This is a genomic window from Pseudomonas sp. EMN2 (assembly GCF_009650555.1).
Taxonomy (GTDB): Bacteria; Pseudomonadota; Gammaproteobacteria; order Pseudomonadales; family Pseudomonadaceae; genus Aquipseudomonas; species Aquipseudomonas sichuanensis.
This window is the reverse complement of record NZ_VZZR01000082.1, coordinates 1-14,889: the sequence shown is the minus strand read 5'-3', so window position 1 is coordinate 14,889 and position 14,889 is coordinate 1. Positions and strand designations below refer to the sequence as shown.

The window sequence follows — 14,889 nt, the reverse complement described above, 5'->3', positions numbered from 1 at the left end:
GCGGCGGTGCGCCGATGCGACTTGCCCCGCGATGGCCGGGGGATCAGTCCGCCACTGTCTCCAGCCGCCCCACCCGCCGATACGCCTGCCGGGCAAAACACACGAACAACCCGGCCATCAGCGCCAGCGCCATTGGCAACCCATGGGGCGCCACATCCATCGCCGCGCCACTGACCAGCGGCCCGACCAGGCTACCCACGCCCCACAACAAGCCGACACTGGCATTGGCCGTGACCAGGTCCTGGCCTTTGAAGCGCTGCCCGATCAGCACCAGCGCCAAGGTATAGATACCCCCCGCCACGGCGCCCAGTACCACCAGCAGCGGCCACAGCAGCCAGGTCATCTGCAGCAGCCACGGCAGGCCGATGCCGATACTCATCGCCACCACCCCGCACACCAGGTGCAGCCCGGTACGCTCGACCCGGTCGGCCAGCCAGCCCAGCGGCAACTGGAAAACCATGTCGCCGGCGAACACCACGGTCACCATCAGTGCCGCCACGCCCACGGCAAAACCATGGCTGGTGGCATACACCGGCAGCAACGACAGCACCACGGCATCGAAGAACGAGAAGAACAGCACCGCCACGCACAGCGCCGGGGCGACGCGGAAGAAGCCGGCCAGGCCGAAGCTCTTGTCGTCTTCCTCGTGCTCGACATGATCGTTGGGCACGGTGAACAGGATGCACAGCAGGGCCAGGCCATAACAGGCGGTGACGATGTAGGTGAGCCACGGGCTGTCGGCGCCGAGCAACGCCAGCAGGGCCGGCCCCAGCACCTGGAAGCCGGTGAAGCTGGTGGCGTACAGGGCCATGATCTTGCCGCGGTTGTGGTCCGGGCACAGCTCGTTGACCCACGACTCACCGAGGATGATCGCGATACCCATGCCGATGCCCAGGCCCAGGCGCAGCAGCGCCAGCCACAGCATCGAGTCGAAGGCCCATTCCAGCAGGGCGATGCTCAGGGTGCACAGGCTGAAGCTGAGCAGGTAGATGGTGCGCCGGGTCAGGTGCTTGCAGCAGGCATCGACCATGAACGCCGAGAGCATCATGCCCGCCGCGGGAATCGCCGAAATGATGCCGATCTCCAGGGTTCCCGCCCCGGCCTCGTGCAGGCGCAACGACACCAGCGGCAGGCTCGCCCCAAGGCTGAAACCCACCACCGACACGGCGAACAACAGGCCCGCCAACAAACGCATGTTCATGTACCACTCCTTGCCCACCGGCGCGCAGGGGTACTGGCCCTGACCGGCAGTTGAATCCACTGAAAAATGATCGAACGCAAACGCCCGCCGTCACGCCGGGTAAGGCGCGCAACGCAGGGGCGTGAATCAGTTCAGGGCAAGGTGTGGCGAGAAGGTGAAGGCAAACAGCACGCTGCGCCGACGCTTGAGCACCGTGTCGCTCGGCCACGCGCGGCGCGCTGTCGGGGCGACAGGCTGGCGGGGGGAGCTGGAGACATCGGTACGGCGCATCACGTCAACTACGCAGGGATATGAAAGGAGGCGGCACTCTAGGCCAGAGGTAGACGTTCCGTCAATCGCGGGGCAAGCCCGCTCCCACGCCGGGAGTCGATCGTCGTGGGAGCGGCGGTGCGCCGATGCGACTTGCCCCGCGATGGCACTCAGCGCTTGCCGGTAGACGGCAGGAACACCGCCAACAACCCGAACAACGGCAAGTACGAGCACACCCCGTACACATACTCGATGCCACGCAAGTCAGCCACATACCCCAGCAGCGCCGCGCCGATGCCGCCGAAGCCGAACATCAAGCCGAAGAAGATCCCGGCGATCATCCCCACATTGCCCGGCACCAGCTCCTGGGCATACACCACGATGGCCGAGAACGCCGAAGCGAGGATGAAGCCGATCACCACACTGAGCACGGTGGTCCAGAACAGGTCGGCATAGGGCAGCGCCAGGGTGAACGGCGCCACGCCCAGGATCGAGAACCAGATCACCGCCTTGCGCCCGATGCGGTCGCCGATCGGCCCGCCGAAGAAGGTGCCGGCGGCCACCGCGCCAAGGAACAGGAACAGGTGCAGCTGGGAGCTGGCCACCGAAAGCTGGAACTTCTCGATCAGGTAGAAGGTGAAGTAGCTGGTGAAGCTGGCCATGTAGAAGTACTTGGAGAACACCAGCAGGCCCAGCACCAGCAGCGCCATCATCACCCGCTGGCGCGAGATACCGTGGGTGGCCTGCACCACCTTGCGCGCCTTGGCCTGGTTGAGGTGCTCCTTGTACCAGCGGCGCAGCATCAGGGTGACGGCGAAGAACAGCAACCCGGCAACGCCGAACCAGGCCACGTGGCTCTGGCCGAACGGGATGACGATGGCCGCCGCCAGCAGCGGGCCGAACGCGGAACCGGCGTTGCCGCCGACCTGGAAGGTCGATTGCGCCAGGCCGAAACGTCCACCCGAGGCCAGCCGGGCAATACGTGAGGTTTCCGGGTGGAAGGTCGACGAGCCGATACCCACCAGCGCCGAGGCCAGCAGGATCATCGGGAAGCTGCCGACAAATGCCAGCATGACGATACCCACCAAGGTGCACAGGGTGCCCAGGGGCAGCAGGTTCGGCGTCGGCCGCTTGTCGGTGAAGAAGCCCACCCAGGGCTGCAGCAGCGAAGCGGTGACCTGGAAGGTCAGGGTGATCAGGCCGATCTGGGCGAAGCTCAGGTTGTAGTTGGCCTTGAGCATCGGGTAGATCGCCGGTAGCACCGACTGAATAAGGTCGTTGATCAGGTGCGCCAGGGCGCAGAAGGTGATGATGCGCATCACCAGCGGGCTGGCCTGGCTGGCCGTGCTGCTGGCGCTGGCGGTTTGGGTGCTGCTGGTGGCCATGGGCTGGATGTCCGTGCGCAGGATGGGATCCGATTATCATGAAACAAATAGATACGAAGCTACCTTTTTATTTTTTATCGAGGCGCTTCCTGACGTAACGTACTTGTAAATGGTTCTCAATATATTTAGCATCCTCAGGCCTCACCTCCCGTAAACGCTGGGCCAAACCGCCCTGCCCTTGCGAGTAGCACCCTCCCATGAGCCCGATGCCCGCCTTGCAGCCACAGCCCGACCCCGAGCAGGAAGCCTTGGACTGGTTCTCGCGCCTGCGCCAGCCCGGCTGCGACGACACCCTGAGTCAAGCCTTCGCCCACTGGTGCCAGGACCCACTCAACGCCCGGGCCTATGCCCAGCTCGAAGCTTACTGGCAACAATTGCAGGTGCCGGCTGCCCGGCCACGGCCGCGGGTCGCCAAGGCCCGCCGCAGCCGCAGCGGCTTGTATCTGGGGTTGATGTTCCTGATGCTGCTGGCAGCGCTGGCGTGGCTCTTCTGGCCACACATGCAGCGGCTGGCCAGCGAACTGCACACCGGCAGCGGCGAACGGCGCAGCGTGCGCCTGGCCGATGGCTCGACCCTGCACCTGGACAGCGCCAGCGCGATCAACGTCGACTTGCGCGAGCGCACCCGCCGACTCCACCTGGTGCAGGGCCAGATATCCCTGGAAGTGATGCTCGATGGCCGAGCCCTGGAAGTGCAGGTGGACGATGCACGTATCCAGGTGTTCGGCACCCGCCTGCAGATTACCCGCTACAGCGACCATGACGAACTGCTGGTATTGACTGGCAAGGCCGCCGTCCTGCAAGGTGGCGACCAGCGCATGGTCAGTGTCGGGGAGCGGGTGACCTTCACCGACAGCCACATCGACCCGGTGGAAAAGATCGACAACAAAACCGCCGATGCCTGGCGCAGTGGCCGTTTACAGGTCAACCAAAGGCCCCTGGTCGAGGTACTGGAACGTTTGGCGGCTTATCAGGGGCAACGTGTGTGGCTACTGAATGAAGAAGCCGGTCATCGACGTGTCAGTGGCGATTTCGACCTCGATCACCCGGCACAAAGCCTGGAGCGCCTCGCTAGTGACCAGCAGCTGCACCTGTACAACGTGCTTGGCCAAGGGCTGATCGTCCGTTGAAGCGCGCTTCCCGGCTAAGTTTTTGAAAGGTTGGCAATTTTTTTAAAAACGTTGTTGACAGGATTGCGATTCGAGCTAATAATGCGCGCCAAGTTGGCTACATAGCTCAGTTGGTTAGAGCATAGCATTCATAATGCTGGGGTCCGGGGTTCAAGTCCCTGTGTAGCCACCACCTTCTAAAAGGGCTTATCGAAAGATAAGCCCTTTTTCTTTGCCTGCGAAAAAGCCTACTTCACCCCCGCCACCGCAACGGTCAGGCCCAGGCCGATCAGAGCCACACCAATGACCCGATCCACGATGCGCTGACGCTCGATCATGGCGGCGCGCAGGCCTGCACTCGAGAAGAACACCGCCACCAGGCTGAACCACAACCAATGGGCGAACGACATGAACGCACCATAGGCGAAGTCCAGCACCAGCGAGCTGCCCGGCTGGACCACCTGCGTATAAGCGCTGACCACGAAGAGCATGGTCTTGGGGTTGAGCGCATTGGTCGCAAAACCTGTACGCAACGCTTTCAGGGTGCCTGCATCCTTGCCTCCCACCGTGCCGTCGAGGCGGATGCGCGTGGTGTTGGTCAACGACTTGTAGCCCAGGTACACCAGATAGCCCGCCCCCATCAGCTTCATCGCCAGGAACAGGGTTGGGCTCTGGCTGATGATCACGGCGATGCCGAAGACGGTGTACAGCACGTGCACCTGCACACCTAGGGCGATGCCCACGGCTGCGGCCAGGCCGGCCTTGCGGCCCTGTGCATAACTGCAGCGGGTGACCATGGCGAAGTCGGCGCCGGGGCTGATGACGGCCAGCACGGTGAACAGGGCGATGGCGATGAGTTCGTTCACTAACAGGTATCCTCGATGAAAATTCACGGAAGACAGGATTATCCCGTTGCCTTGAGCGAGTAAAAATCGATTTAAAGTGACGCTGATCTGCTAGTTTTACTCACCTATTTGCATTGCATCGACCGGCGCCATCGCGGGGCAAGCCCGCTCCCACAAAGTGCCTCGTGCAGCATTTGTGGGAGCGGGCTTGCCCCGCGATAGGCCGGAACAGGACAGCCCATGAAACTGCCCCCACTCACCGCCTTTCGATACTTCGACATCGCCGCCCGCACCGAAAGCTTCGTGCGCGCCGCCGAGCACCTGCACGTCACCCATGGCGCCGTCAGCCGACAGGTGCGCCTGCTCGAGGAAAGCCTCGGCGTTGAGCTGTTCGAACGGCGCAACAGGGCGATCTTCCTCACCCGCGCCGGGCGCGAACTGCACGGCACCACCCAGGCGATCTTCGAGCAACTGGAAGGCGCCGTGCAGCGCCTGCACCAGCCAGCCCACGACAACGTCCTGGTGGTGTCCTGCGAGCCGACCATCGCCATGCGCTGGCTGATCCCGCGCCTGCCGCGTTTTCACGCCGCTCATCCCGACCTGCAACTGCACCTGGTGGCCGCTGGCGGCGCAGTGGACTTTGCCCGCAGCGGCGTGGACCTGGCGCTCAGGCGTGACGATTTCCACTGGGACCGCCATTTGCATAGCCTGAAGATCTGCGACGAATGGATCGGCCCGGTCGGCGCGCCCGGCCGCAGTAGTTCGCGCCTGCTACACAGCGCCACCCGCCCCAGCGCCTGGCCGGACTGGCTACGCCTGAGCGGCCAGGGCATCACGCAGCAGCAGCGCAGTGAGTTCGAGCACTTCTACCTGTCGATCCAGGCCGCCACCGCCGGGCTGGGGCTGGCCATGGCATCGGCACTGATGGTCCGCGATGAGCTGGACAGCGGCCAGCTACAGGCGCCCTTCGGCTTTCTGCGCGACGGCTCCAGCTACCACCTGCTCAGCCCCCATCCCCTGGACGATGGCAGCAAGCGCCAACGCTTCGCGCACTGGGTCAGTGGTGAATGCCGGGCATGCCTGGCTCATCTGGGTTTGGCACAGAACGACGAACCGGCACCGCCATCGCCACCCCAGGTGCGGTAGCCGGCGGTATCGATATGAATGCGCCCTGACGGATAACGACCCAGCCCCATGCTCCAGGCCTGGCCGTGCTGTTGCCAGAAGCTGCACAGCGGATTGGGGTCGGCCCAGGCCGGCAGCAGCAGGTCGACGGCGAAGGCGCGCATATGGGCACTGCTCGGCGCACCGCCGGCACAGGCATTGAGGCTCGGATCGCGGTAGGCCGAGACCACCTCGAACTGGCGCAGGATGCCCTGCTCGCCCAGTAGCTTGATCAATGACAATGTCGAACGCACCGCCGGCCAGTGGCTGGCCGGCGGCACCGCGAACGGCGAGGCGCGGCACTGGCGCCAGTCCGATGCCGAGCGCAGTAGCTGATGGATCGGCACCACCCCGTACAACCGTGCGTCCACCAGCATTTCCCGGAACCTGCGGTTTTCGTGATCCCCCGCCCACTGGGCGAACATCCACACATCGCGCTCGTCGGCCACCGCCTGCGCCGCACCGAGCAAGCCAATGGCCAGTAGCCAGGTTCTGCCGCTTTTCATTGCCCCACCTCTTCATCCACCATGGGCGCGGCCTCCGTCCTGGCGGCCACTGACAAGGAGTTAAGCATGCACAAGATTGCTTTATCGGGCCTGGCCGCCCTCGCCTTCAACGGGCTGGCCATGGCCGACGCGCAGATCGACCTGGGCGACGCCCAGCGGGTCACCCGACTGTTCGCCTACCCCAACAACTGCCACGTGATCTGCTACCGCGACTGGAGCCTGGAAAAGACTGTCGAGCACTACCTCTCCCAGAGCGTACAACGCGATGGTTATGCCAACGCCAAGGTGCAAGTGACCCGCGACAACGACAGATTGCATGCCCACATCACGGATGTGCCCGCCCACTACACCGAGCCATTGCGCAAACTGCTCGACAGCGGCGACCTGGCCTACCAGGGCGCCACCCGCCTCAACCAGAACGCCGGCTGGGACTACAGCTGGTATCTGTTCCTGCCGCTGGGCATGGCCCTGGAGAACCGCCGCAGCATCGAGCTGCTGCACTTCCCGCCGGACTATTCGCTGACCCGCTACCAGGATTACCTCAAGTCCAATACCACCGACCGCTGGGCCGAGCTACTGACCTACAACGGCATCGAGCCCAGCCAGACCCCGGCCTACCAGACCATCGTCGATATCGCGCCGATCGCCGCGCCGTCGGATGCCGGCAAGGCCCTTGAAGGGGTCTACGGCTACTTCAACGATTACCAGGTGAACATGGTCAAGCAGATGACCGTCACCCATGCCGGCCAGGCGCTGCCGATGGTCGCCTTTGGCGCGCCGGTACGCGCCTGGATCCAGCAGCAGTACGGGCCGAAAGTGAACGTGCTGGGCCTGGTCAGCATCACCCCCGAAGCCGGTGGCACCAAGGTGCCCGTACTGGGCGCCAACCACCCCAGCGCCATCTGGTACGCCGCCGACCCGAAAAGCTACGACGGCGACCAGGACAAGGCCGACGCCGCCGGCCTGAAGATGATGGGCCAGGACCTCTCCGCCGCCTGCTGGCAAGCCGGCATGGGCCGCAACCCGCAGGCCGACGCCAAGCTCACCCTGGATGCCTGCTCCACCAAGTGGCAGGTGACCCAGAAGAAGCAGACCTGCGAGCTGTTCTACCGCACCATCCGCAACATGACGCCGGAGCAGGCAGCGGCCAAGTGCAATACCGGCGCGGTGACGCGCAGCTTGCGGGATTTGCGTAAACCTTTGGAAACGAATGGGGTGGATTCGGCGCTTTGATGCCTCTCTGGCACACGACATAATCCGTCCTGCGCACAGCCCGGCAATGACTCGCTTCATTGGCTCTTGGGGTGAAGAAACCGGCCCTATGCCGGTTTCTTCGTTTTTGCAAACGACAGGAAGTCGGTCATGCACAAAACGCCCACCCAATTGGGAGACGAAAGCCTCGCTGAGGCGTTCGGCAGGTTGCTGAATCAGGCAGTCGCCTTGCAGGAAGCAGGCGCTTCTGTGCATCAAGCGCAGCAGGCAGCCGAGTTCACCTACCTGCTGACCAAGAAGCAACTCGACCGCATTCGTCGTATCTGCAAACAAATGAGCTGGCCGACGCCACAGTGCCGAGGTATTCGCATCGATCTGCAAGCCATCGCGCATCCTTTGCACGCGAGAGGAACGAAGGATCGATGCACAGCGCAGGAGACGCTGCAGATCCTGGTCAGCGCCTATAGCGCCTACAGCCAGGTCGGGCTCAACAAGCCCAAGCATGCCCAAGGCATCCTGTTCAACACGGGCCGCAAGGTGAAGATCGGCACAGGTAGCTACTACGCCGTGGCCGTCGTGAAAGTCTGTAGCGAGGGAGGTAAAACGTACTTGGCCCCCGTCACGGCGTATCACGCGACGGAGGCCAAGATTCGAAAGATTTCATGACTACGGAGGAAGGACGGCCTCGAAGGCAAGTCTTCCGCACTGAAGCGGAACAACCCATGCGCCTGCGAATTCCCTTCATATGACCCTGGCTGCCAAGGCCTACGCAGCACCGCCGACAAATTTTCTGCTGTCTTCGTAGTCGGGGTTCATCCTATGTGCGGTCAGCCCGTTTTGCAAACCCGCCTGACGGGCTACACGCCAGTCAGTCTTCCAGCAGCGTACAGGCCATCACCAACGCATCTTCCCGCCCACCCGCCACCGGGTAGTAATCGCGCCGCCGCCCGATTTCATTGAAGCCGTAACGCTCATACAGCCGGTAGGCCGACTGGTTGCTGGCACGCACTTCAAGGAAGCACTCACGGCCATTGAGCTGGTAGGCCCGCGCCATCAGGTGCTCGAGCAGGCGCAGGCCCATGCCACGGCCCTGGCTCTCTGGCTTGACGGTGATATTGAGCAGGTGCGCCTCGTCGATGATCACGTTGATCACGCCATGGCCGATCTGCTGCTGGCCATCGAACATCAGCCACACTTCGTACGACTTCAGCGCATCCTGGAAGATGCCGCGGGTCCAGGGGTGGCTGAAGGCTGCGTATTCGATCTTCAGCACGGCATCCAGATCCGCCTCGGTCATCGGGCGGAAGCTGATCGACTCACTCATTCAACGCTCTTCCAGCGCGCCATCAGCTGGCGCATGGCTTTCCAGACGTCCGCCTTGCGCTGCGGCTCGTCCATCAACAGTTCAAGGCCGGGCAAGGCCCAGGCATCGCCGAGCAGGTCGACCTTGAGTTCTTGGTAATAGGCCTCGGCGTCGGCCTGGCCGGCAAAACGAATGGCCGGCAGGCCGATCAGCCACAGGCAGGTGCTGGGCGCCTCTTCCAGGCGTGCGGCGATGAAGCCCTGGACGAAGTCCCGGGCGGCGTCCGGCCCTTGGTCCATGTTGCCGCGCATCAGCAGTGGCCAGCGCACCGGCTCGCCGATGATCTGCGGGGCGTCCGGCAGGCCGGCGGCGCGCAGCATGTCCTTGAGCAGCAGGTACGACGGGTCGCGGCTCTGGAACGGCTGGCCGGTGGCCAGCTCCACCAGCAGCAGGCAGCTGCCGGCGCGCAGCAGTTGCAGGGCAAAGCGCGGTGGTGGCACCGGGGCGGGACGCGTCGCGGGGGCCTCTACCTCGGCTTCGACCGGCTTGGCGACCGGTTTCGGCGTGTTGCCAGGGCGCGGAATCTCGATTTTCGGCCGCTCTGCGCGCGGCTGGGGCGCCGCCGGCGCTTCCCGGGGCGCGGGTGCCGACGGACGCACCTCGAAGTCGATGTCCTCGACCGGCGCCACCGGCAACAGCAGTTCCGGCCGTGAAGGTGCGGCGAACGGCAGTTCGGCGCGCGGCAGCCAATGCACCACTTGCATGGCGGAAAGGTAGGCGCGGCGGCGGGGTTCGGTCAGCAAGGCTCGGGGGTCCGGGGTTCGAAACGTCGCACATTCTAACGTTGTTGACCGGGCTGTGCTGCAACTGGTCGGCGGATTTTTGTCAGCTGTGACGGCCCTTCGCGGGGCAAGCCCGCTCCCACGGTATCGCGGGGCCCCGCGAAAAGGCCAGTGAATACCCTACAGGATCCAAGGTTATCCCCCATTACAGACCAAGGGGTGAAATCCTCCCCCCTGGATGAAGTACAATCGCCCCCTTTTTACTTGGCAACGAGTAGACGCCAATGATCGAACCCAAGCGCGTCCTGCGCGCCCTAGCCGAACACTGGGCCTTGATCGAGCCGCTGTGCGAGCGCTTCGACCAAGGCACCCTGAGCCTGATCGAACTGCGCCAGCAGTTGGCCCGCCAACAGGTGGAAAGCACGCCGCAGGACATCACCCAGCTGCTCGACGTGTGGATCCGCCTGGACATCCTGGTCCCGGTAGCCAAGAGCCCGAACCGTTTCGAGCTCAACGCGCAGATCCACGACTTCCTCGCCTACCTGCGCCGCGAACACCGGCTGGGCCTGTGCCTGGAGATCGAAGCCTACCTGCGCCACCTCGAGCGCCTGGCCGGGCATATCCAGGACGCCTTCGACAACCGCGACAGCGACGACCTGGCGCGCCAGCTGCGCTTGCTCGACATGCGCGTGCGCGACGTACTGAAGAAACTCGACAACGACGAGCAGGCACTGGTGGCCGTGGCCGAACGGGCCAAGACCAGCAACCGGCAGATCCCGCTGCGCCAGCGTTACGCCGAAGTGCTGGCGACCTGGGACGAGTACGTCGAGCCGATGATTCAGCTGGTCAACGCCGACGGCGCCTTCGAGCAGGGCGTGCGCAAGGTCGAGACCGTACTGCTGCGCCTGCTGGGCGAGCAGGCGCGCCTGGGCCACCTGGTCGACGACGACATGCTGCTGCGCACCCACGCGCGCATCCTCGAGATGCAGACCAGCGCCCAGCTCACCCTGCGCCACGCCCGCGAACTGCTGCTGCCGCTGCGCGAAGAAGCCCGCCGGCACAACGCCGTGACCCGTGGCGCCGCGCTGGCACTGTCGGTGATCCGCAAGAAGGGCATCGACGCCGTGCCGCAAGCGGCCATGCCGATGTTCACCCGCCCGCAGAGCACCTTCCTGGGCAGTGCCAGCCAGGTCGAAGCCTATGTCTATGCCCTGGCCCGTTTCGAGCCCAAGCCTGCGCGCTTCCCGAAAGCGCACAAGACCCAGAAGGGCCCGCTGCCCCGCGCCCCGCGCACGGTCAAGGAGATGCTCGAGCGCTGCGAGGACGCCCTGCCGCTGCCGGACCTGATGGTCTGGCTGCTGGAGCAGGAGCCCGAGGGCGCCACCGACGAACTGCTGTACTGGTTCTCGCGCCTGTCGCGCGAAAAGCGCTTCGCCCGCCAGCGCCTCGACCGCCAGGAATACATCACCCGCGAACACCTGGTCAGCCTGCGCTCCTTCGCCCTGACGTCCAGCCGCGAAAACCAGCCGGCCACCACGACCGAATCCACCGCGAGCCCCGCCCATGCATCTTGATCTTTCCGAACTGTCCCAGCTCGCACCGATCTTCCGCGAGCTGTTCAAGGGCTTCCACGTCAGCCGCCGCGACCCGGAGCTGTACGCCCAGCTGTCGAATTTCCAGGACCAGTACCGCACCCTGTTCAAGGCCCTCGGTTTCGAGCTGGTCTGCGACACCCGCGGTTTCTACTACTTCGTCCCCGAGCAGGCCGCCGCGCAGGTCAACAAGACCGCCCAGCGCCTGTCGCTGTTCACCTTCATCCTGGTCGAGCACCTGGCCGACCAGGGCCGTGACCCGATGGCCGTGCTCGACGGCGGCAGCATCGGCCGCGACGAATTGCCGTCGCTGCTGGACAAGTACCGCGACCTGTTCTTCCAGGCCGAAGTGCAGACCGTCGAAGAGCTGGAAGAGAAGATCCTGCGCCGCATGACCCAGCTCGGCTTCGCCCACGAAGAGGGTGGCATCTACCGCTTCCTGCCGCCGATGCACCGTTTCCTCGACGTGTGCCTGTCGGTGCAGCAGGACCGCGACCTCGCCGCTACCCTGCACAGCGACCTGCCACTGCCCATCCCCGTGCTGGTGGTGGAAGAGACGCCCGAAGAACTCAACCGCACCGACGACCCGCTCGACCTCACCCCGTTCGACGGCCAGGAAAGCGAAGAGGAGGCCCTGGCCCGGGCCATCCGCGAAGAGCAACAGGAGATTGACGCATGAGCCAGGAACGCTACGGCATCCGCCGCTTCGCACTGCTCAACACCGCCGGCTACAGCCTGGGCCTGTTCCCCCTGGAACACCCGCTGTCGGTCTATGGCGCCAACAACCTGGGTAAATCGGCGTCGATCAACGCCCTGCAGTTCCCGATCCTGGCGCGCATGTCGGACATGAGCTTCGGCAAGTACAGCCTGGAACAGTCGCGGCGTTTCTACTTCGCCAGCGACACCAGCTACATCCTCTGCGAGCTGAACCTGCCCCACGGCCCGCATGTGATCGGCGTGGTCGGCCGCGGCCCGGGCGGCGGCTTCGGCCACCAGTTCTTCGCCTACCAGGGCGAACTGGACCTGGCCCATTACCAGAAAGACGACACCTGCCTGCGCCAGAAAGAGCTGTTCACCAACCTCGAGCGCAACGGCCTGAAAGCCTACGAGCTCAAGCCGGACGAACTGCGCCGACTGTTGGTCGGCGGCCACACCTCGGTGCCGCTGGACCTCACCCTGATCCCGCTGCGCTCGACCAGCGAGCAGAGCCTGAAAACCTTCCGCGCGCTGTTCATCAACCTGCTGCACATGCGCGAGATCACCGCTGCCAAGCTCAAGCAGCTGTTCCTCGACGCCTTCGAACACAGCCTGCGCTCGGGCAGCGTCGACTACATCGCCGCCTGCGAAGAGGCCTTCCGCGACGTGCGCCGCATGGAGGGCGACTACAACGCCCTGGTGGCAGCCGGCCCATTGGTCGAGGCCCTGGCCGGCGGCGTGGCCCAGCGCGACATCCTGCGCGGCAAGCTGCACCGCATTTCGCCCCTGCTCGACAACCTGTTGGGCACCTGGCAGGAATACGCCATGGCGCGCAAGGAAGAGCTGGTCATCCAGTCCGAGCACTACCGTGGCGAGCAGGACCGCCTGCAGAACGACCAGCGCGGCGGCACCCAGGAGCTGATGCGCCTGGAGCGCGAAATCACCGGTATCCAGCGCTGGCTGGGTGAACTGTCGGTGCTCAAGCACCGCTTCGCCCTGGTGACCGACGTCAAGACCCTGGAACAGCAACTGCTGGCCGCCAAGGACGCCCACGACGAACTGGCCGGTGCCCTGGCCCAGTCACGGCAGTTCTCCGCCGAAGACCTCGACGAGCGCGTGCGCGACCTCGAGAAACGCGTGAAAGCGGTCAAGCTGCAACTCGACCACGCCGACAACAACAGCTACGCCCGCCTGCGCGAAGAGTTCTCCCAGCAGGACGTCGACCGCCTGATGCGCCTGTTCAACGGCGCGCTGTTCAGCCTGCCGCTGGGTGACCGCGGCATCGAGCTGGATGACAGCGATGTCTGGGTCAAGACCCTGGAAGGCGTGCTTGACCGTTTCAAGGGCGAGCGCTTCGAAGTGCCGGGCCTGTCCATCGATATCTCGCACATCGACCCGCCCGCGCTGCAGGCCTTGGCCGACCGCGCCGCCCTGCGCGACCAGAAAGAGCGCCTGGACAAAGAGCTCAAGCAGCTCAAGACCCAGCAGGCCGTGGCCCTCGACCGCGCCGCCAGCAAGGCGCAGACCGAAGCGCTGTACCAGCAGGTGCTGGATGCGCAGAAGGCCCTGGAAGACTTCCGCCGCGCCGAGACCCTGGCCGCCGAAGAGCCGGAGAAGATGGAGCAACTGAGCCAGCTGGAAGCGGCCCAGGACGAGCTCAAGCGCTCCAGCGACGCCTTCACCGAACGCGTCCAGCAGCTGTCCGCCAAGCTGCAGCTGGTAGGCCGGCAGATCGCCGACCTGGAAGCCAAGCAGCGCACCCTGGAAGACGCCCTGCGCCGTCGCCAGCTGCTGCCGGCCGACCTGCCCTTCGGCACGCCGTTCATGGAAGCGATCGACGACTCCATGGACAACCTGCTGCCGCTGCTCAACGACTACCAGGACAGCTGGCAGGCGTTGCAGCGCGTGGACAACCAGATCGAGGCGCTGTACGCCCAGGTGCGCCTCAAGGGCGTGGCCAAGTTCGACAGCGAAGACGACATGGAGCGCCGCCTGCAGCTGCTGATCAACGCCTACTCGCACCGTACCGAGGAGGCGCTGACCCTGGCCAAGGCACGCCGCGCGGCGGTCACCGACATCGCCCGAACCCTGCGCAACATCCGCAGCGACTATGACAGCCTGGAACACCAGCTGGCGCTGTTCAACCGCGAGATCAACAAGCGCCAGGTGTCCAACCTGGAGAGCTTCCGCGTGGTGCTGGCGCCGAACAAGGAAGCGCTCAAGCACATCGACCAGATCATCCACAGCGCCGGCCAGTACGAAGAAGGCGAGACCCTGTCGGTGTTCGACCTGACCCAGAACAGCGACCAGGATCACAAGAACGAAGAGGCCAAGGAATACCTGGCGCGGCTGGTGGCGGCCAACCACAACCAGCTGGGCCTGAAGGACCTGTTCGAACTGGCGTTCGAGATCACCAAGATCAACAGCCAGCCGGTGATCCACGCCGACATCGACGGCGCCGCTTCCAACGGCACCACCATGACCATCAAGGCGCTGACCAACATGTACCTGTTGCTGCACCTGATGGACCGCGACCTGGCCGGGCGCATTCGCCTGCCGTACTACCTGGACGAGGCGGCGGACATCGACGAACGCAACCAGGCAGCGTTGCTGGAGACCAGCCAGCAATTGGGCTTCGTACCGATCCTGGCGAGCGTGAAGCCGCAGGTGTCGGCGCGGGTGGCGATCGACCTGGAAGGCGGTAGCGGGCCGAATGGCATCTACATCGACGAGGCGGACTGGAAGTACATCAGCCGTCGCGATGAGGTGAAGGCCATCGTGCGTGAGGATGAGGCCGAGGAACTAGCCTGAGGTAGCCGGGGCCGCGTTGTGGCCCTATCGCGGG

At 64.6% G+C, this 14,889-nt stretch carries 13 protein-coding genes and 1 tRNA gene; 8 read left to right on the top strand and 6 right to left on the bottom strand.

Annotated features, from left to right (window positions below; translation table 11 throughout):
• Positions 1 to 43: 43 nt before the first annotated feature.
• Positions 44 to 1,201, bottom strand: coding sequence for an MFS transporter (locus F6X61_RS21555; protein ID WP_153788448.1), 1,158 nt, complete (start codon positions 1,199 to 1,201; stop codon positions 44 to 46).
• Positions 1,202 to 1,620: 419 nt separating this feature from the next.
• Positions 1,621 to 2,835 (bottom strand): MFS transporter, encoded by a 1,215-nt coding sequence (locus tag F6X61_RS21550; RefSeq protein WP_153788447.1) that lies wholly within the window; start codon positions 2,833 to 2,835, stop codon positions 1,621 to 1,623.
• A 197-nt stretch (positions 2,836 to 3,032) separates the two neighbouring features.
• Between F6X61_RS21550 and F6X61_RS21545 the strand changes: the two genes are divergently transcribed.
• Both F6X61_RS21545 and F6X61_RS21540 read left to right on the top strand, forming a co-directional pair.
• Positions 3,033 to 3,965 (top strand): FecR domain-containing protein, encoded by a 933-nt coding sequence (locus tag F6X61_RS21545; protein ID WP_256671397.1) that lies wholly within the window; start codon positions 3,033 to 3,035, stop codon positions 3,963 to 3,965.
• Between the two features lie 95 nt (positions 3,966 to 4,060).
• A tRNA-Met gene (locus F6X61_RS21540) sits at positions 4,061 to 4,137 on the top strand.
• Between the two features lie 55 nt (positions 4,138 to 4,192).
• Here F6X61_RS21540 and F6X61_RS21535 read toward each other — a convergent pair.
• The gene (locus tag F6X61_RS21535; RefSeq protein WP_153788446.1) at positions 4,193 to 4,810 is read right to left on the bottom strand and encodes a LysE family translocator; all 618 of its coding nucleotides are present in this window, start codon (positions 4,808 to 4,810) and stop codon (positions 4,193 to 4,195) included.
• Positions 4,811 to 5,029: 219 nt separating this feature from the next.
• Here F6X61_RS21535 and F6X61_RS21530 point away from each other — a divergent pair, with 219 nt between their 5' ends.
• Positions 5,030 to 5,935, top strand: a complete 906-nt coding sequence (locus tag F6X61_RS21530) for a LysR substrate-binding domain-containing protein (protein ID WP_153788445.1) — start codon at positions 5,030 to 5,032, stop codon at positions 5,933 to 5,935.
• Here the strand turns inward: F6X61_RS21530 and F6X61_RS21525 are convergent.
• Positions 5,875 to 6,459, bottom strand: coding sequence for a D-Ala-D-Ala carboxypeptidase family metallohydrolase (locus tag F6X61_RS21525; RefSeq protein WP_178125868.1), 585 nt, complete (start codon positions 6,457 to 6,459; stop codon positions 5,875 to 5,877). The two genes, F6X61_RS21530 and F6X61_RS21525, sit on opposite strands and share 61 nt — an antisense overlap.
• A gap of 66 nt (positions 6,460 to 6,525) precedes the next feature.
• Here F6X61_RS21525 and F6X61_RS21520 point away from each other — a divergent pair, with 66 nt between their 5' ends.
• A complete protein-coding gene (locus F6X61_RS21520) occupies positions 6,526 to 7,692 on the top strand; it encodes a hypothetical protein (protein ID WP_153788444.1) in 1,167 nt (388 codons plus the stop codon).
• 129 nt (positions 7,693 to 7,821) lie between these two features.
• The gene (locus F6X61_RS21515; RefSeq protein ID WP_153788443.1) at positions 7,822 to 8,337 is read left to right on the top strand and encodes a hypothetical protein; all 516 of its coding nucleotides are present in this window, start codon (positions 7,822 to 7,824) and stop codon (positions 8,335 to 8,337) included.
• A 202-nt stretch (positions 8,338 to 8,539) separates the two neighbouring features.
• Here F6X61_RS21515 and rimI read toward each other — a convergent pair whose 3' ends face one another.
• Both rimI and F6X61_RS21505 read right to left on the bottom strand, forming a co-directional pair.
• Complete coding sequence (gene rimI, locus F6X61_RS21510; RefSeq protein WP_125860419.1) at positions 8,540 to 8,995, bottom strand: ribosomal protein S18-alanine N-acetyltransferase; 456 nt, start codon at positions 8,993 to 8,995, stop codon at positions 8,540 to 8,542.
• Positions 8,992 to 9,777 carry an energy transducer TonB gene (locus tag F6X61_RS21505; protein ID WP_153788442.1) on the bottom strand — a complete coding sequence of 262 codons (786 nt, stop codon included), beginning with the start codon at positions 9,775 to 9,777 and terminating at the stop codon, positions 8,992 to 8,994. The genes rimI and F6X61_RS21505 overlap by 4 nt, the downstream gene beginning before the upstream one ends.
• 263 nt (positions 9,778 to 10,040) lie before the next feature.
• On the opposite strand from F6X61_RS21505, the gene mksB reads away from it, so the two are divergent.
• Genes mksB through mksF form a run of 3 tightly spaced genes read left to right on the top strand, consistent with a single transcriptional unit; the run spans position 10,041 to position 14,855 of the window.
• Complete coding sequence (gene mksB, locus F6X61_RS21500) at positions 10,041 to 11,330, top strand: Mks condensin complex protein MksB (protein WP_110996188.1); 1,290 nt, start codon at positions 10,041 to 10,043, stop codon at positions 11,328 to 11,330.
• Positions 11,320 to 12,027, top strand: a complete 708-nt coding sequence (gene mksE / locus F6X61_RS21495; protein WP_125465571.1) for an Mks condensin complex protein MksE — start codon at positions 11,320 to 11,322, stop codon at positions 12,025 to 12,027. Before mksB ends, mksE begins: the two co-directional genes overlap by 11 nt.
• The gene (gene mksF / locus F6X61_RS21490; RefSeq protein ID WP_153788441.1) at positions 12,024 to 14,855 is read left to right on the top strand and encodes an Mks condensin complex protein MksF; all 2,832 of its coding nucleotides are present in this window, start codon (positions 12,024 to 12,026) and stop codon (positions 14,853 to 14,855) included. The genes mksE and mksF overlap by 4 nt, the downstream gene beginning before the upstream one ends.
• Positions 14,856 to 14,889: the final 34 nt, after the last annotated feature.